The organism is Aggregatibacter kilianii (genome assembly GCF_003130255.1).
Classification (GTDB): domain Bacteria; phylum Pseudomonadota; class Gammaproteobacteria; order Enterobacterales; family Pasteurellaceae; genus Aggregatibacter; species Aggregatibacter kilianii.
Genome location: NZ_NRCN01000001.1, coordinates 27,540 through 44,767, shown reverse-complemented (window position 1 = coordinate 44,767; position 17,228 = coordinate 27,540). Strand labels below are relative to the sequence as shown.

Here is a 17,228-nt window from a genome sequence, read left to right as displayed (position 1 = left end):
CTTTAGATGAAAAAAAGCCTGTTACAAAGGTAACAGGCTGATGTTTATTTTAATTTTTCCAACTGTGCCAACAGGACATCGCCTGTCTGCCCTTGGGTTTTGCGGAGACGATAAATTAATAAGGCGGCTGCTAAGGTTAAACTCACGACAAAGGCAGTCCAAAAACCTTTGGCAGCAATGCCACCCGGCACGATAAAATCGGTGCGGGCTAACGCGTAACCGAGTGGCATACCCACTACCCAATAGCAAAACAAGGTGATGTATAAAATGGCTTTGGTGTCTTTATAACCACGTAGCACGCCACCAATAATCACTTGAACCGTATCGGAAAATTGATATAAAGCTGCCAGTAATAACAGCGATCCCGCCATCGCAATCACTTCCGTATCTTTCACAAAGATCGCGGCAATCTGTTCCCGCAAAATTACCGTTAAAAATGCAGTAATTATGGTGATGGTTAAACCGACTGCCAGAGCGGAATAAGACACCAGTTTCGCTCCGCGCGGGGATTTTTCACCTAAACGTTGACCCACTAAAATGGTTGTCGCCATGCCCAATGACATCGGTAACATAAATACAAAGGCGCTGGTATTCAATGCAATTTGATGGCTGGCCACCACGTCCGCGCCCAAAGGCGATAAGAATAATGATGTCAATGCAAATAAGGCCACTTCACAACACAACGCCACCGCAATAGGAAAGCCGAGTTTCAGCAACTTAATCAACGTGTGCATATTCGGGCGTTCAATAATATTGGCAAAGACCTGTAAATCACGTTGATTTCTCGCCCGCATGCAATAGGTAATCATTAAAAAGCACATCACCCAATTCACAATTGCCGTGGCAATGCCACAACCTACCGCGCCGAATGCCGGTATGCCAAGTTTGCCGTAAATCAAAATATAGTTAAGGGGAATGTTGAGCATTAAACCGAGGAAAGTAATCACCATAGCCGGCTTGGTTTTGGCAATGCCATCGTTTAAACAGCGAAAGTTAATCATCAACAGATAGCCCGGCAAGCCCCAAATCATGGCATGTAAATAGCCGCTTGTGATCTCCGCCAAACGTGGCTCCATATCCATGCGTTGTAGTACAAAGTCGCTATGCTGAATCAGTAAACCTAATGGAATACAACTGAAAATAACAATCCAAATACCTTGTCGTACTTGATGAGCAATACGTTTGCGTTGTCCCGAACCGTTTAAATAAGAGATCGTCGGCGGCAACGCCAACAATAGACCATGACCAAATAAAACCAGCGGCAACCAAATAGATGCCCCCACAGAAATGGCGGCCATGTCAGCCGAGCTAACCCGCCCGGCCATGATGGTATCCACCAAGCCCATGGAATTTTGCGCAATTTGCGCAAGCAAAATCGGAATGGCGATAGCAATTAATTTTTTAGCTTCAATATGATATTCTTTGACGAAGTTTACATTCATAAATAAATAGATTTCGAGGTCATTATGTTTACAGGCATTGTGCAAGGCACCGCACAAATTAAGGTCATTACGGAAGGGGCTAATTTTAGAACACACGTTGTGGAAATGCCACAAGAAATGCTGAAAGGATTACAAATCGGTGCATCTGTTGCACACAACGGCGTGTGTTTAACCGTCACGGAAATCAAAGGCAATTTGGTGAGTTTCGACTTAATGCAAGAAACCTTGAAAATCACAAACTTGGGCGAATTGCAGGTCGGTGATTTCGTGAATATCGAGCGCGCCATGCAAATGGGCTCAGAAATCGGCGGGCATATTTTATCCGGCCATGTGTATTGCACCGCTGACATCGTTGAACGCATTCCTTCCGAAAACAACCTGCAAATTTGGTTCCAACTGCCGAATAAAGACATAATGAAATATGTATTAACCAAAGGCTTTATTGCCGTGGATGGCATTAGTTTAACTATAGGTGAAGTCCGCGAACAAAGCTTCTGCGTCAACCTGATTCCGGAAACCATTCATCGTACGCTAATTGGCAAGAAAGAGGTGGGCGAAAAAGTCAATATTGAAATCGATCCGCAAACGCAAGCCATTGTGGATACGGTGGAACGTTATTTGGCACAGAAAGAAGCCTAAAAGTGCGGTTGTTTTTAGCGGCGTTTTTTCATCAGAATTTATTGGCTAAAACGCCCGTTTTGCTTTAGAATCAGCCATCAATTTTTTCAACGAGATTATTATGTCTATTACATTATCAACCAAACAAAAACAATACTTAAAAGGCCTCGCTCATCATTTAAGCCCTGTAGTCATGTTAGGCGGCAATGGTTTAACGGAAGGCGTGTTGGCGGAAATTGATTTATCCCTGAGCCATCATGAACTGATTAAAGTGAAAATTTCCGGTTCCGATCGTGAAACCAAGCAATTAATTGTCAATGCTATCGTGCGTGAAACCGGTGCCGCGGAAGTACAAACCATCGGTCATGTGTTAGTGTTATATCGTCCAAGCGAAGAAAATAAAATCCAACTTCCGCGTAAATAACCTAAAAAGTAAACATGAAAAAAGGCAGTTTAAAACTGCCTTTTTATTATCCGTTTTAGCGAGTTTAAACATACTCTACTTCGATAATTTCAAATTCCACCACACCACCCGGTGTGGTGATATTCACGACATCATCCTGTTCTTTGCCGATTAAACCGCGCGCAATCGGCGAATTCACCGAAATCAAGCCGTTTTTAATATCCGCTTCATCATCCCCCACAATGCGGTAAGTGACTTCATCATCCGTATTGGTATTGACCAAAGCCACCGTCGCACCAAAAATCACTTTGCCGTTATTCGGGATTTTGGTGACATCAATAATTTGGCAGTTCGCGAGCTTGCCTTCAATTTCTTGAATACGACCTTCACAGAATCCTTGTTGTTCACGGGCGGCGTGATATTCTGCATTTTCTTTTAAGTCGCCGTGTTCACGTGCTTCCGCAATAGCTTTAATAATTTCCGGGCGGCGTTCGTTTTTTAAATATTCTAGCTCTTTGCGTAAAAGTTCCGCTCCACGAACCGTCATTGGAATTTGTTGCATATAGGATTTTCCTTAATTTAGATAAAGAAAAACTGTGGGATCGTCATGATCCCCCAGTATAAATTAACCATGTTGCGAGAAAACTTTACTCTCGTCTGTTCGCGTACTATTATTGTTCGTCTTACAAAAAATAGCAACCACAAGTCTGAATTATGTATAAGTTTTCACCACGTCGAATTCTCTCAAAATCCGTATTTTTCCTCGCGCTAACCGCCTCTGCAAATACCTTCGCCGATGTCAATTTGAATCAACACCTCAGCAATTTGCCCGATGGAGCGAGTCTCGCATTTATCGCTAAAAACCTAAGTCAGGATAAAATTGTCGCCGATTATCAAGGACAAACTTTCATGTTGCCGGCCAGTACACAAAAAGTCTTCACCGCGTTGGCCGCCAAATTGGCACTTGGCGATTCATTTCAATTTCAGACCGCACTTTTAACCAACGGTAAAGTTCAAAATGGACAATTAGACGGCGATTTAATCGTCCGTTTCACCGGCGACCCGGATTTAACTAGCGGTCAACTCTTCAATTTGTTGTCGGAACTGAAAAAGCAAAATATCAATAAAATCAACGGCAATCTAATTTTGGATACCTCCGTCTTCACCAGCCATGATCGCGGATTAGGCTGGATTTGGAACGATTTAACTATGTGTTTTAATTCACCACCGGCGGCAGTGAACATTGATAATAACTGCTTTTATGTGGATATTGACGCCAACCAACCACCCGGCGAGCAGGTGAAATTTAACGTGCCGTCGCAATATCCGATCCAAGTATTCGGACAGGTTTATGTAGCAGATAAAGAAGAAGCGCCTTATTGCCAGTTAGATGCTTTAGTACATGACAACAACCGTTATCAAGTAAAGGGTTGCTTGGCACGCCAAAGTAAACCGTTCGGATTAAGTTTTGCAGTGCAAGACCCCGATGCCTTTGCGGCGGCAATGATTCAACGCCAATTAAAACGCTTAAGTATTGAATTTAACGGAAAGGTTCAACAACCCTATCGTCAGCAGCAAGGCCAAGTATTGGCACAACATTTATCTAAGCCGTTGCCCGAACTCATCAAAAAAATGATGAAAAAATCCGACAACCAAATTGCCGATGCTCTATTTCGCACGATTGCTTATCAGCAATATAAACGCCCGGCTTCCTTCCAACTTGGTACGTTAGCCATGAAAAAAGTATTATCGCAAGTGGGTATTAAATTCGGCAATAGCATTATCGCCGACGGTTCGGGCTTATCCCGTCATAATCTCATCGCGCCACAAACCATGTTGCAGGTGTTGGATTACATCGCCAAAAATGAAGACAAATTGCATTTACTGGATACCTTCCCTATTGCCGGAGTAGACGGCACTTTGAGCGGACGCGGTTCCTTAATCAATCCGCCGTTAATAAAAAATGTGATTGCGAAAACAGGTGCGTTAAAAGGTGTATACAATTTGGCAGGCTACCTCACCAACGCGCGCGGTGAAAAAGTCGCATTCGTTCAATTTATCAATGGCTACTCCACCGGCGATCTTGAAAGCAAAACCAAGCGTGCGCCATTGGTACAATTTGAAAGCGGTGTGTATAACGCCTTATATCAGGATTAATTTCAGCGAATTGGAAAAACAAAAGTGCGGTGGATTTTCGTTGCGTTTTAAAAACGTTTGAAAAATCCACCGCACTTTTCTAATAAATGGTCTGATTATTTATTAATTAAGCTCAAAAATTCTTTGCGTGTTTCACGATCTTCTAAGAATACTCCACCAAAGGCGGATGTCACCGTATAACTGTTGGTGTCTTTAATGCCGCGACATTTCACACAGAAATGGGTGGCCTTCACATACACTGCCACATCTTCCGTTTCCAAAATCGTTTGAAAAGCCAATAAAATTTGCTCTGTTAAGCGTTCTTGCACTTGCGGACGTTGGGCGAAGAATGCCACCACGCGATTAATTTTCGATAACCCGATCACCCAGTTTTTAGGGTAATAAGCCACGGAAACCATGCCGTCGATCGTGACAAAATGGTGCTCGCAGGTGCTGGTTAAGGTAACATCATTGACTAACACCATTTCGCTCACCTTCATACGATTGGCGATATTGGTGATTTTCGGGAAGTTGGCATAATCCAAACCGCTAAAAATTTCATCAACAAACATTTTGGCAAGGCGGGAAGGCGTTTCTTCAATGCTGTCGTCACGTAAATCCAAACCGATTAAACGCAATACTTCGCGCATATGTTGTTCAATGTGTGTGCGACGTTCATCTTTACTTTCATCCAACACAATCATTGGCGTTTCGATTCCTTTCTGACGCAGAGCGTTACGCACTTTCTCCGCTTCAGGTGAAATGTGATTCATTTACTACTCTCAATTGGGGCATTTATCAAAATAATGCGGCATTTTAGCAAACTCCAAGGCAATAATAAAATGAAGATAATCGCTATGTAGCATGAAAACTTTTAGTATAATGACCGCACTTTTTTATTCTTAAAGGATCCAGTATGTTGCCCTTATCTCAAGCTCTTGAACAAATGCTAAATCAGCTCCCATCCCCAACTTCTACGGAAACACTCCCGATTAACGAAGCGGGCCAACGCATTTGCGCAGAAGATCTCGTTTCGCCGATTAACGTTCCTTCTTTCGACAATTCCGCTATGGACGGTTATGCCGTACGATTGGCGGATTTACAACAATCCATGACACTATCCGTTGCCGGCAAAGCCTTTGCCGGTGCGCCTTTTGAGGGAGAATGGACGGCACAAAGTGCGGTCAGAATCATGACCGGCGCAATGATCCCACAAGGGGCTGATGCGGTAGTGATGCAGGAAGAGGTTCAGGTAAACGATGACGGCACGGTGACATTTCACGCATTACCAAAATTAAACCAAAACATTCGTCGCATTGGTGAAGACGTGAAACTGGGCGATGTGGTATTAAAACAAGGTGCCTTACTCAATGCCGTTTCTTTGCCATTGCTTGCCTCTCTCGGCATCGAAAAAGTTAAGGTTTTCCCACGCTTAAAAGTGGCGGTGCTTTCTACCGGCGATGAACTGGTACCGGTAGGACAACCGCTACAAGCCGGTCAAATTTATGACACGAACCGTTTTACCGTAAAACTGTTGTTAGAAAAACTAAACTGCGATGTGTTGGATTTTGGTATTTTGCCGGACAACGAAGCGCAATTTGAAAAAGCCTTTGTAGAAGCACAACAACAAGCGGATTTGGTCATCACCAGTGGTGGCGTGTCTGTGGGGGAAGCGGATTTCACCAAACATATTTTAGAGAAAGTCGGCAAAATCAACTTCTGGAAAATCGCCATTAAACCGGGCAAACCTTTTGCTTTTGGAAAATTAGAAAATGCGTGGTTCTGCGGCTTACCGGGCAATCCGGTGTCGGCCTTGGTGACTTTCTATCAATTAGTGCAACCGGCTATCGCCAAGTTGAGCGGTTACAGCCAATGGAAAGCGCCGATGCGTTTATCTGCCATCGCCTCAACCAACTTGAAAAAAGCCCCGGGACGCTTGGATTTCCAACGGGGTTTCTATCAACTCAACGCGCAAGGGCAAATTGAAGTGCAACCGGTGGGCTTCCAAGGCTCACATTTGTTTAGTTCCTTTGTGAAAAGCAACTGCTTTATTGTGCTGGAACAAGAGCGTGGCAACGTCGCCGCGGGCGAAACCGTCACCATCGAGCCTTTCAACGATTTATTACGCTAATACATTGAGTTTGTTATGGAATTAACTCATCAAGAAGAATTGCGCTACAACCGCCAAATCGTGTTGAAAGACATTGATTTTGACGGACAAGAAACGTTAAAAAGTAGCAAAATGCTGATTGTCGGTCTCGGCGGATTAGGTTGTGCCGCCAGCCAATATTTAGCCGTTGCCGGTGTGGGATATTTAACCTTACTGGATTTCGACACCGTAGATTTATCCAATTTACAACGCCAAGTGTTGCACGACGACAGCCGCCTTGGTATGCCGAAAGTGGAATCGGCGAAGCTTTCCCTGCAACGTTTAAATCCACATATTGAGGTCAATCCAATCCATCAATTATTGGATGAGCAACAACTTCACGACTTGGTTGGTAAATTTGATGTAGTGTTGGATTGTACCGATAACGTCGGCACACGCAATCAATTAGACACGGCCTGCGCCGCCCATAAAATTCCGCTGGTTTCCGGCGCGGCTATTCGTATGGAAGGACAGGTTTCCGTTTTCACTTATGAAGACAACACACCGACCTATCATACCCTTAGCCGTTTATTCGGCGACAATGCTTTAAGCTGTGTAGAAGCCGGCGTGCTGGCGCCCATTGTCGGCTTAGTTGGATCTATTCAAGCTCTAGAAGCCATCAAAGTGCGGTTAAAAATCGGCAAGAATTTATGTGGCAGATTGTTGTTGATTGATGGAATGACCATGTCGGTGAGAGAAGTCAAATTGCCGAATATCAGCATGTAAAACAGTGGCAACACGCAATGGAAAATGCGTGCTGCCATTAACGTTTTTAAATTTTCAATTACACTTTTCTAAAAAACACCTTTAAAATCCACCGCACTTTCCCCTCGCCATCCCAATCAAAAACAATCGCTTAATAAAAACGGGCTGTGTTATCTCAAAAGATGGCTTCTAACCGTAAAAATGCACCGACGTGGTGGCTACGCCCTTGTTTTTTATCATTGTAGTAATTCAGTTCAGGCTGAATAAAAAACCACTGACGTAAAATCGGCTGACGCCAACTAATAAATGGGCCATATTGGTTAATATGAAATTTTTTATTTTCGATATCACCACCAATAAAAATGCCATAATTCAGACGTTTATAGTTGTTGAAGTCGTGCTGACGATAAAAACTGTTACCCCAAGAGTTTCTTTCATCTACATCATGTTCGGACTGCAAATACAGCTGATTAGCGATAAAGGTGTTATCTGAAGTCCGATACTTATTTTCAAAGTTCGTCCGCAAATAATGTTTACTATTGCTACCGTAGCGGTAAATTTGCTCCAATCTGGTAGAGAAACGCTCGGTAATAAACCATTCTTTTCCAACTCTAAAGCGTAAATAAATATCGCTACCGGAACGAATACCTAGATCGATATCAGTATCAATGCCTAACTTTTTAATGTAGTCAGACCAACGTAAGCCAACCGAAGCATTATCTTCCCGAGTTTGACGTCGATCATAATGTTTATTTTTATTCAATGGTTGGCTATAAACCTTACCGATGTGGTTTTTGTCTCGTGATTCATTATCTAAATCTTCATCACCGAAAACCAAGCTCAGCTGTTTTTTCAAGGTCGGTAGGCGAATTTTCCCACGGACACGTGGTTTAACGGAAAAGTGATCGTAATGATTCCACTGGCTATCCAACATGATACGCAAGCCGGCAGTCGCAGGCTGTTCGGGATCAGGCTCCCCCATCCATTCATCTAGCGTATGAGCCCAACTCCGCAGTTTGGTACGTATTTCTTGATGTTGTTCATCTACCCATGTTTTTTCCTGCTCTTCAGCCAAAACACCTAAGGACGGTAGCAAACCGATAAAAACAGATGCTGTCAACAAATGGGATTTTTTCATGTAGAGCTCCTTTACTTATGTTGATGCCGTATTAACCCTATCTTATTAGATTTAACCGCCCTATGATAGCGCTAATCGCAATGCTTTTGATGTCATCGTAGAAAAGTACTACCTTTAAAAGCCCCTTAAACCGATTTACGACAAACTTGCCACAAAAAATTCACAGGTAAATGACTGATAGCGTACAAATGAATGATAGCGCGCGTCTCCCGACGCGGGCTGTTTTAAACGCAACAATTTCTTCCGAAATGATGTGGCAGTTGCACAAAGCTAATGCTTCGACAAGCTCAGCAAGCGTTTTGTACATTTGCTACATAATACCGTTTTTTGTCACCGCACTTTTTCTGTAGCGCTATATTCCAACCACAAAAAAAGCCACCGAATATCGGTGGCAAATTATGAAAAGACCAGTATTTATTTAGATGAAACTTGTTTCAAGAAGGTTTGACGCGGGGACGTTAAGCCGAGTTTTTCCGCTTCATTGACTAAATTCATCGCCTTGTTTACATCATTGGCTTTTAGCGCTTTAGTCACGGCCTGATTGAAATAGGCTTCCGTGTCTTGATCCACAGGCGTATTCACTGCCTTAGGTGCCGCAGCTGCGGTGGATTTCACCGGAGCTGTAGCCTGTCCAACAGGTTGTGAGGCTTTTTCGGATGTAAAGACTTTCGTTGGTATGCCAATAAAACGCGTACCGTTTGAATTTGTCACGTTAATTTGAATTTCGCCGTTCAAGCTGTGTTTAATCTCAATATCATTTAACGCCGGCGGCTGATGGCCTGTGCCTTTAGCATAGCTTTTTGCCGGATGCGGCATCATGGTTGTTTTGGCTAAATCTTGTTGAGTCGTGTAAATCAACAAATAAATATAATCCTGACTGGCTGCCGGTGTGAGATTTAACTCTGCAGAGAAACGATTCGGTGCCATTCCACGTTCTTCATGGAATTTAAAGTCGGAAGAAGGATAAACCGCCGCCACATTAAAATTGCTGTCCAAAACCACCGCACTTGGTACAAATACGCTTTTATTTTCGATAGGACTAATAATTTCCACTTCTAACGTGCCTTGATTTGCAGGAATGCGATATGCAGCAACCGGGCTTTCTACACCGGCAAATGACGCGGTAAAGGCTTGTTTTTGCTGTTCGGATAATGTTGTTTTAACTTTTTCGGAAAATGGCACATCCTGCCATTGAACATGAGAGAGTTGGTTCGGGTTAATATGGATAGGCGTGTCAGCCCAACTTGAAGAACTTACAGCCATATTCGCCAATAAAAGTGCGGTCAAAAATTTCATTGTTTTTTTCATATTAACCTCAGAAAAAATGATTTTATAAAACGGATTAAAAACAGGAAGTTGTGCTATCCGCTATTGGCAGATAGCACATTACAGTGGTGATTACCACCAAGCCTCAAATTGAACACCTGCGATAAATTCGCCGTCTTTCGCTTTGTAACCTAAGTTTGTGCGATTTTCAGTGTTGAATTTATCGTTCCAGTGAGCGTAAGTACCGAATACACGGATTGCCGGACGCGCCCAAATGCTGTTACCGGCTTGCCATTGTTGCGCAAGAGTCACTTTAGTTAAGTCATTTTTCTTGCCTGTAGCTTGGTCTTTCACGCGGTCGTAGCCAAGCTCCATTAAGGTACTCATGGTATTTGTCCATTTATACATTGGACGCACGCCGGCAGAATACCAAGTATTACCTTCTTTGTTATCTAAGTCGGTTTTTTGATAAATCAAGGCATACATCATTTCAACTTTGTCGCTAAATTGAACAACACCTTGATCAATTAAACGAAGCATATGACCTCGGTTATTCACTAAAGAACCTTGTGCATGACCGGAATTCCAACCTTTAGATGCCATAGAGTCTTTAGCATATTGCACGGTAAATTTATTGAAACCGCCGAAGAATTCACCTTGAGTATGTTCAATGGTGAACATGTGACCGTTTTTGGTTGCATTCTCATTCGCAAAACGGGTACCGTCCTTTTTATGCGCATTGGCATAATCAAAGCCGAATTCCAATTTACCATTTTTACTGACTTGTACTTCAGCTAAACGAACATCAAATACATCGTTATAGACATCTTTCTTCTCGCTACGATCACTTACCCAAGTTTTTTTGGCGTGATCATAATAATAAGTAAACGCACCACCCGCTTCCGTATTTCGAGTTGCCGCGACAGAGAGTTTACCAAAACCTAAATCAATGTTTTCAACCCCTGCGCCCGGACCGGAAATATCCCAGTAGTAGAAATCGTTCATGTGGATGTCATGACGTTGATAGTAACGCTTACCTGCCCATAATGTAGCGCCCGGTAAACTGTCGGCAAAGTTTTCAAATTTCACGTTTAATTCACGCACTGCAGGGCTGGTTTCTGTCCAATCGCCTTTATGTAAATTACCACCATAGGCAATTAAGCTATCGAAATAGAAACGTTTGTCACCTTCTTTCCACAATTCTTGACCGAAACCTAATTCTGCATAGGTATCGGATTCGTTACCCAAACGATATTTGGCCGGTGCGCCGTTGGCGGAAAATGCGGTCAATTCCCCACCGCCGGATGTCCAACCAATACCGGAACGTGCATAACCGTGGAAATCCACCGCACTTGCACTTGTTGCAAACAATGCCCCACTAATGGCAACCGTTAAAAGTGTTTTTTGAATTTTCATAAGAGACCTCTCTTCTTAGGTTAAGAAAATTACGTTACTTTGTTTGGGAGCGTATTAAATAGTCCCAAGCGCCTAGTTTAATATTGGCAGAATTTGCTAGTGTGTAATCCTGCCGTTGAACCCCATACCGATACTGTCCTGCGATGTCACTCCATTAAGAAAAACACAGTCACAGCCTTATCACTGAAATGAATCCCTATTGCCATGCGATACCCTTCACTTGCGCGATAAAAAGGCAGCAATTTTTTGCCATTACGCAAACAAGGTGCTGATGTTTTAAGGTAAGCGGGCTTTAATTCCCTCAGGGGTAAATCGGCGTAAATTAACTGAATAAATGACCGCACTTTTTACTCGCACAGGACGTTACAGTTCCTGTTAGTATTGTGCGAGAACGGCCATGCGAGACTTCCTAAACGCCGGTTTCTCTGAATAAGCGTCTGCAAGCCGTGCCGTCTTCTTTAAATAAATGACAGCGTTCAGGCACAATACCGATGTCCATCACATCCCCTTCTTTCACCAACACCACATCATTTTGGCGATAAATTAAAGTTGGTTGTTTGATTTCCGGAATTTCCAAATGGATCTGAGTTTCATTACCCAACAATTCCACGACTTGTACCGTGCCTTTTAGGGTAACTTCCGCGTGGTGGGAAGGAATTAAATGTTCCGGACGAATGCCCAATGAAAGGTTGTCATTGACTTTTACACCTCGGCCATCCACAGGAATCCAGAATTTATGGTGATTCGCATCCGGCAATTCGATTTGTACCCGTTCTTTTTCCACCGCCGTCACTTTCACCGGCAAGAAATTCATTTTTGGTGAACCGATAAAACCGGCGACAAAACGGTTTTTCGGGTAATGATAAAGTTCTAACGGTTTTCCCACTTGGGCAATACCGCCTGCATTTAACACCACGATCTTGTCTGCCAATGTCATGGCTTCAATTTGATCATGGGTAACATAAATCATGGTACGTTTGAGACGCTTGTGTAACTTGGAAATCTCCACCCGCATTTGTACACGCAAGGCGGCATCAAGGTTGGAAAGCGGTTCGTCTAATAAAAATACTTCAGGTTGGGAAACTAAAGTTCGACCAATAGCCACACGTTGGCGTTGTCCGCCTGACAAGGCTTTTGGTTTACGTTCGAGTAAATGGGCGAGTTGTAAAATTTCCGCCACCTGATTTACCCGCTGATCACGTTCAGCTTTGCTTGCGCCGGCCAATTTCAAACCGAAAGACATATTCTCCGCCACATCCAAATGCGGATATAACGCATAAGATTGGAACACCATACCAATACCGCGCTTAGCCGGCGGTACGTCATTCACCAATTTATCACCAATATAAAGTTCGCCGGAAGTAATGTCTTCAAGACCGGCAATCATGCGCAATAAGGTAGATTTACCACAGCCGGAAGGGCCGACAAAAACCACAAACTCCCCTTCTTCAATTTCCAAATTAATGTCTTTAGAAATATGTACATTGCCGTAAGATTTACCGACATTACGTAGCGATACATTTACCATGATAAGAACCTCTTAAATTGTCATTACGTCTGCTCAACGGATGTTGCCGCCTATCATTGCCCAGCCCTTAATTGAAAAAATCCTCCTTTCATTATTTTTTTAGGGATTAGAACAAATAGCCTATTTTTTAATCAAGAATTTTATTCTTCCCGAAAAACCTATTTTTTTTGTGATCCAGATCTCATTTTCACACTTAATTTTTGTGATTCAGATCGCATTTTTACTAAAAATGTTACCTTGATCACAGTGTTGTTCCGAGGGCGTAGGCGGGGGGATGATAACAAAACGCGACTTTTATACATAATTCAGGTTATTAAATGAAAGTGGGTTGTTACCGCAATCACTCATACGGCAAACGGTGAAATCATGCCGAACGCTCCGCAAATGACGGCATTTTGGTATACAGAACATTCTGCTACTCAAATACAGTAACCGATCGCCAAACCGTAAAAACAGGCTCCGGACGAAGCAGTTCAACGTATTCGTTCCTGAATCAGTAAATCACCAACAAGGACTTACAACATGAAAAACAAACTCGTTAAATTTACCTTAACCGCCGTTGCAGGCTTAGTCATGTCTTCCGCTGTCATGGCCAAAATGACCGAAGGAAAACTCGTTATTTGGATCAATGGTGACAAAGGTTATAACGGCTTGGCCGAAGTAGGTAAAAAATTTGAAAAAGAAACCGGCGTGTCCGTGTTAGTCGAGCATCCGGACAGACTGGAAGAAAAATTCACTCAAGTAGCATCCACCGGTGACGGCCCGGACATTATTTTATGGGCGCACGACCGTTTCGGCGGTTATGCTCAAGCCGGTTTATTGGCGGAGCTTTCTCCAAGTAAAGAATTCAAAGATAAATTCGTTGATTTCGCATGGGATGCAGAAAACTACAACGGTAAAATCATCGGCTATCCGGTGGCTATTGAAGCCCTTTCTTTAATCTATAACAAAGACTTACTCCCTACTCCGCCAAAATCTTGGGAAGAAATCGTTGAATTAGATAAAAAATTCAAAGCCGAAAAGAAAAACGCCATCATGTGGAACCTCGCCGAACCTTACTTTACTTGGCCGGTGGTTGCCTCTAACGGCGGTTATGTATTTAAATTTGCTGACGGCAAATACAATACAAACGACATCGGCGTAAACAATGAAGGCTCACAAAAAGGCCTGCAATTTGTCGTTGATATGGTGAAAAATAAAGTGATTAACGCCGATATGGATTACGCCATTGCAGAAGCCTCCTTTAATAAAGGCGAAACTGCGTTAACCATTAATGGTCCGTGGTCTTGGGGCAATATTGAGAAAAGCAAAATCAACTATGGCGTTGCGGTGTTGCCAACCTTAAACGGTAAACCTTCCAAAGCATTCGTCGGGGTGTTAAGTGCGGGAATCAACTCTGCCAGCCCGAATAAAGATTTAGCGGTTGAGTTTATCGAAAATTACCTATTAACCGATGAGGGTTTAGACCAAGTCAATAAAGACAAACCATTGGGCGCGGTAGCATTAAAATCTTACCAAGACAAATTGGCAAAAGATCCACGCATTGCCGCTACGATGGAAAATGCGCAAAACGGTGAAATCATGCCGAATATTCCGCAAATCGTCTCGTTCTGGTATGCCGAAAAAAGTGCTATCAACAATGCGGTAAGCGGTCGTCAAACCGTGAAACAAGCCTTGGATGACGCTCGCGCTCGAATCCAGAAACAGCAATAATCCTATTTATGGGTGGCTCCGGCCACCCTTTATCCCTAAAAGTGCGGTGAAAAAATAAAACGTTTTTTCACGCCGACGGTTAGTTATTATTTTTCGAGGTGTTTTATGCAACCATCCCCGACTCAAGCGAAATCACCATCGCCGCAATGGATGAAATATCTATTGGCAGGTGCCGTGTTACTAATTGATTTATATTTAGTAATGTTAATGTATTCGCAAGGAGAGTATTTATTCGCCATTTTAACCTTAGTAATATTAACCTCCGGCGTGTATATCTTCAGCAATAAAAAAACCTACGCATGGCGCTATGTTTATCCCGGCATTACCGGCATGATCATTTTCATTCTGTTTCCATTGGTGGCGACCATTGCCATTGCGTTCACCAATTACAGTAGCACCAACCAACTTGCCTTTGAGCGGGCGGTTTCCGTATTAACGGAGCAACGTTACTTTTCCGGCGATAAATACGACTTCAAACTTTATCCGCAAGCCGATGGCAACTATAAATTGGCGTTACACAATAAAACGACCAATCAAGATTTCTTATCCGAAGACATTAAATTAAGCGATACACAAATTACCCTCACCGAGCAACCGGCGCCGCAAGGTGAGGCTGCACCGCTTAAAGTGATTACGCAAAATCGTAATACACTGCAAGCCATGCGTGTGACGCTTCCAAGCGGCAATGAATTGACCATGAGTTCACTGCGTCAATTTTCCGAGCAAAAACCACGTTACACGTTCAACAGTGAAACCAACCTCTTAACCAACAACGAAAACGGAAAAATCTACAAAGCCAACAACGATATCGGCTTTTTCCAAGCGGTGAATGAAACCGGTGAATGGTTGGGTGAAACATTGGAACCCGGTTTCACCGTGACTGTCGGTTGGCAAAACTTCATTAAAATCTTCACTGATGCGGGTATTCAAAAACCGTTTGTACAAATCTTCATTTGGACTGTGGTGTTCTCCCTCTTAACCGTTGCCTTCACCGTGATCCTCGGCATGGTGTTAGCCTGCGTAGTGCAATGGGAAGCATTAAGAGGTAAAGGCGTTTATCGTTTATTACTCATTTTACCTTATGCCGTACCGTCCTTTATTTCTATTTTGATTTTCAAAGGGTTGTTCAACCAAAGTTTTGGTGAAATTAATATGATTCTGAATCAATTATTCGGTATCAGCCCGGAATGGTTTAATGATCCGTTCTTAGCCAAAACCATGATTCTCATCGTGAATACTTGGTTGGGCTATCCGTATATGATGATTTTATGTATGGGCTTATTGAAAGCAATCCCGTCAGACTTATATGAAGCCTCTGCGATGGATGGAGCCTCCACATGGCAAAACTTCAGCAAAATCACCTTCCCATTGCTGTTAAAACCGTTAACCCCGTTAATGATTGCGTCCTTTGCCTTTAACTTTAACAACTTCGTATTGATTCAATTATTAACCAACGGCCGCCCGGACATGATCGGCACCACTACACCGGCGGGTTACACCGACTTGTTAGTAAGCTATACCTACCGCATCGCCTTTGAAGGCAGCGGCACACAAGACTTTGGTTTGGCCGCCGCCATTGCCACCATCATTTTCCTCTTGGTCGGCGGATTGGCACTACTCAACATCAAAGCAACCAAAATGAAACTGGATTAATCGGGAGAATAAATTATGGCTATCGTACAATCTAAATCCGTTCGCTACCGTTTATTGGTAACGCATATTCTTCTGATCGCATTCATTTGCTTGATTGTTTTTCCGTTGTTAATGGTTATCGGCATATCCCTGCGTCCGGGTAACTTGGCATTAGGTGATTTAATTCCAAAACAAATTTCATGGGAACACTGGCAAGCCGCTCTCGGTTTTGATGTAGTACATGCCGATGGCTCCGTCACACCGCCACCATTCCCGGTATTACTTTGGTTGTGGAACTCCATTAAAGTGGCAACCATCACTTCCATCGGCATTGTGACGCTTTCCACCACCTGTGCCTACGCCTTTGCGCGGATGAAATTCAAAGGCAAAAAAACATTGTTACAGGGCATGTTAATTTTCCAAATGTTCCCTGCCGTGCTTTCTTTAGTTGCCTTGTATGCCTTATTTGATCGTCTTGGACAATACATTCCATTCTTAGGGCTTAACACCCACGGCGGCGTCATTTTCGCTTATTTAGGTGGTATTGCATTACACGTTTGGACTATCAAAGGTTATTTTGAAACTATTGACGGTTCTTTGGAAGAAGCCGCCTCATTGGACGGTGCAACCCCATGGCAAGCCTTCCGCTTGATTTTATTACCGCTTTCCGTACCGATTTTGGCAGTGGTTTTCATTCTGTCCTTTATCGCCGCGATTACCGAAGTGCCTGTTGCCTCATTGTTATTACGCGATGTGAACAGCTACACCTTAGCGGTCGGCATGCAACAATATCTCTATCCACAAAACTACTTATGGGGCGACTTCGCTGCAGCTGCCGTGCTTTCCGCCATCCCAATTACCGTCGTATTCTTACTGGCACAACGTTGGTTAATCGGCGGCTTAACAGCCGGTGGTGTGAAGGGGTAAAAAATAACCTCTTGGAAATCCTCAGACCTAGGGTAACAAGTTACCCTAGGTTAAGCATAAGGTTGTTCCCCTTTGGAAAACTTAGCACAGCCCCAATAGGGTTAAACTCTGCGTAACATAGGGGAATAAATCACCCTCGGCAATGTGAGACATCA

At 43.3% G+C, this 17,228-nt stretch carries 15 protein-coding genes; 8 read left to right on the top strand and 7 right to left on the bottom strand.

All coding sequences use genetic code 11. From position 1 onward, the window contains the following. Nucleotides 1-44: 44 nt before the first annotated feature. On the bottom strand, nt 45-1,442 hold the full coding sequence (locus tag DK428_RS00195) for an MATE family efflux transporter (RefSeq protein WP_109063958.1): 1,398 nt from the start codon (nt 1,440-1,442) through the stop codon (nt 45-47). 24 nt (nt 1,443-1,466) lie between these two features. Here DK428_RS00195 and DK428_RS00190 point away from each other — a divergent pair, with 24 nt between their 5' ends. Next, entirely contained in the window at nt 1,467-2,081 is a 615-nt protein-coding gene (locus DK428_RS00190; protein ID WP_109063957.1) for a riboflavin synthase subunit alpha, read from the top strand. Nucleotides 2,082-2,181: 100 nt separating this feature from the next. Continuing rightward, nucleotides 2,182-2,484: a ribosome assembly RNA-binding protein YhbY gene (gene yhbY, locus DK428_RS00185; protein ID WP_109063956.1), complete on the top strand. Its 303-nt coding sequence runs from the start codon at nt 2,182-2,184 to the stop codon at nt 2,482-2,484. Nucleotides 2,485-2,548: 64 nt separating this feature from the next. Here yhbY and greA read toward each other — a convergent pair whose 3' ends face one another. Further along, nucleotides 2,549-3,025, bottom strand: coding sequence for a transcription elongation factor GreA (greA, locus tag DK428_RS00180; RefSeq protein WP_083015351.1), 477 nt, complete (start codon nt 3,023-3,025; stop codon nt 2,549-2,551). A gap of 152 nt (nt 3,026-3,177) precedes the next feature. On the opposite strand from greA, the gene dacB reads away from it, so the two are divergent. Then, nucleotides 3,178-4,620: a serine-type D-Ala-D-Ala carboxypeptidase gene (gene dacB, locus DK428_RS00175; protein ID WP_109063955.1), complete on the top strand. Its 1,443-nt coding sequence runs from the start codon at nt 3,178-3,180 to the stop codon at nt 4,618-4,620. Nucleotides 4,621-4,715: 95 nt separating this feature from the next. Here dacB and folE read toward each other — a convergent pair whose 3' ends face one another. Continuing rightward, the gene (folE, locus tag DK428_RS00170; RefSeq protein ID WP_005703299.1) at nt 4,716-5,372 is read right to left on the bottom strand and encodes a GTP cyclohydrolase I FolE; all 657 of its coding nucleotides are present in this window, start codon (nt 5,370-5,372) and stop codon (nt 4,716-4,718) included. 143 nt (nt 5,373-5,515) lie between these two features. On the opposite strand from folE, the gene moeA reads away from it, so the two are divergent. Next, complete coding sequence (gene moeA, locus DK428_RS00165; RefSeq protein WP_109063954.1) at nt 5,516-6,730, top strand: molybdopterin molybdotransferase MoeA; 1,215 nt, start codon at nt 5,516-5,518, stop codon at nt 6,728-6,730. A 15-nt stretch (nt 6,731-6,745) separates the two neighbouring features. Continuing rightward, nucleotides 6,746-7,474 carry a molybdopterin-synthase adenylyltransferase MoeB gene (moeB, locus tag DK428_RS00160; protein WP_109063953.1) on the top strand — a complete coding sequence of 243 codons (729 nt, stop codon included), beginning with the start codon at nt 6,746-6,748 and terminating at the stop codon, nt 7,472-7,474. Nucleotides 7,475-7,628: 154 nt separating this feature from the next. Here moeB and DK428_RS00155 read toward each other — a convergent pair whose 3' ends face one another. The 4 genes from DK428_RS00155 to malK form a co-directional block, all read right to left on the bottom strand. Further along, nucleotides 7,629-8,591, bottom strand: coding sequence for a hypothetical protein (locus tag DK428_RS00155; protein WP_109063952.1), 963 nt, complete (start codon nt 8,589-8,591; stop codon nt 7,629-7,631). 414 nt (nt 8,592-9,005) lie between these two features. After that, nucleotides 9,006-9,899, bottom strand: a complete 894-nt coding sequence (malM, locus tag DK428_RS00150; protein WP_109063951.1) for a maltose operon protein MalM — start codon at nt 9,897-9,899, stop codon at nt 9,006-9,008. A gap of 90 nt (nt 9,900-9,989) precedes the next feature. After that, complete coding sequence (locus DK428_RS00145) at nt 9,990-11,273, bottom strand: maltoporin (protein ID WP_109063950.1); 1,284 nt, start codon at nt 11,271-11,273, stop codon at nt 9,990-9,992. Between the two features lie 409 nt (nt 11,274-11,682). Next, nucleotides 11,683-12,801, bottom strand: coding sequence for a maltose/maltodextrin ABC transporter ATP-binding protein MalK (malK, locus tag DK428_RS00135; RefSeq protein WP_109063949.1), 1,119 nt, complete (start codon nt 12,799-12,801; stop codon nt 11,683-11,685). Between the two features lie 522 nt (nt 12,802-13,323). Between malK and malE the strand changes: the two genes are divergently transcribed. The 3 genes from malE to malG all read left to right on the top strand — a co-directional run bounded on the left by malE (nt 13,324) and on the right by malG (nt 17,073). Then, nucleotides 13,324-14,514 carry a maltose/maltodextrin ABC transporter substrate-binding protein MalE gene (malE, locus tag DK428_RS00130; protein ID WP_109063948.1) on the top strand — a complete coding sequence of 397 codons (1,191 nt, stop codon included), beginning with the start codon at nt 13,324-13,326 and terminating at the stop codon, nt 14,512-14,514. Between the two features lie 105 nt (nt 14,515-14,619). Continuing rightward, a complete protein-coding gene (malF, locus tag DK428_RS00125; protein WP_109063947.1) occupies nt 14,620-16,167 on the top strand; it encodes a maltose ABC transporter permease MalF in 1,548 nt (515 codons plus the stop codon). Nucleotides 16,168-16,182: 15 nt separating this feature from the next. Next, nucleotides 16,183-17,073, top strand: a complete 891-nt coding sequence (malG, locus tag DK428_RS00120; protein WP_005703312.1) for a maltose ABC transporter permease MalG — start codon at nt 16,183-16,185, stop codon at nt 17,071-17,073. The last annotated feature ends 155 nt before the right edge of the window (nt 17,074-17,228 follow it).

Bases quoted from the DNA above. Each gene is read 5' to 3' on its own strand.
- DK428_RS00195 (WP_109063958.1), bottom strand. From the start codon at position 1,442: ATGAATGTAAACTTCGTCAAAGAATATCATATTGAAGCTAAAAAATTA.
- DK428_RS00190 (WP_109063957.1), top strand. From the start codon at position 1,467: ATGTTTACAGGCATTGTGCAAGGCACCGCACAAATTAAGGTCATTACG.
- yhbY (WP_109063956.1), top strand. From the start codon at position 2,182: ATGTCTATTACATTATCAACCAAACAAAAACAATACTTAAAAGGCCTC.
- greA (WP_083015351.1), bottom strand. From the start codon at position 3,025: ATGCAACAAATTCCAATGACGGTTCGTGGAGCGGAACTTTTACGCAAA.
- dacB (WP_109063955.1), top strand. From the start codon at position 3,178: ATGTATAAGTTTTCACCACGTCGAATTCTCTCAAAATCCGTATTTTTC.
- folE (WP_005703299.1), bottom strand. From the start codon at position 5,372: ATGAATCACATTTCACCTGAAGCGGAGAAAGTGCGTAACGCTCTGCGT.
- moeA (WP_109063954.1), top strand. From the start codon at position 5,516: ATGTTGCCCTTATCTCAAGCTCTTGAACAAATGCTAAATCAGCTCCCA.
- moeB (WP_109063953.1), top strand. From the start codon at position 6,746: ATGGAATTAACTCATCAAGAAGAATTGCGCTACAACCGCCAAATCGTG.
- DK428_RS00155 (WP_109063952.1), bottom strand. From the start codon at position 8,591: ATGAAAAAATCCCATTTGTTGACAGCATCTGTTTTTATCGGTTTGCTA.
- malM (WP_109063951.1), bottom strand. From the start codon at position 9,899: ATGAAAAAAACAATGAAATTTTTGACCGCACTTTTATTGGCGAATATG.
- DK428_RS00145 (WP_109063950.1), bottom strand. From the start codon at position 11,273: ATGAAAATTCAAAAAACACTTTTAACGGTTGCCATTAGTGGGGCATTG.
- malK (WP_109063949.1), bottom strand. From the start codon at position 12,801: ATGGTAAATGTATCGCTACGTAATGTCGGTAAATCTTACGGCAATGTA.
- malE (WP_109063948.1), top strand. From the start codon at position 13,324: ATGAAAAACAAACTCGTTAAATTTACCTTAACCGCCGTTGCAGGCTTA.
- malF (WP_109063947.1), top strand. From the start codon at position 14,620: ATGCAACCATCCCCGACTCAAGCGAAATCACCATCGCCGCAATGGATG.
- malG (WP_005703312.1), top strand. From the start codon at position 16,183: ATGGCTATCGTACAATCTAAATCCGTTCGCTACCGTTTATTGGTAACG.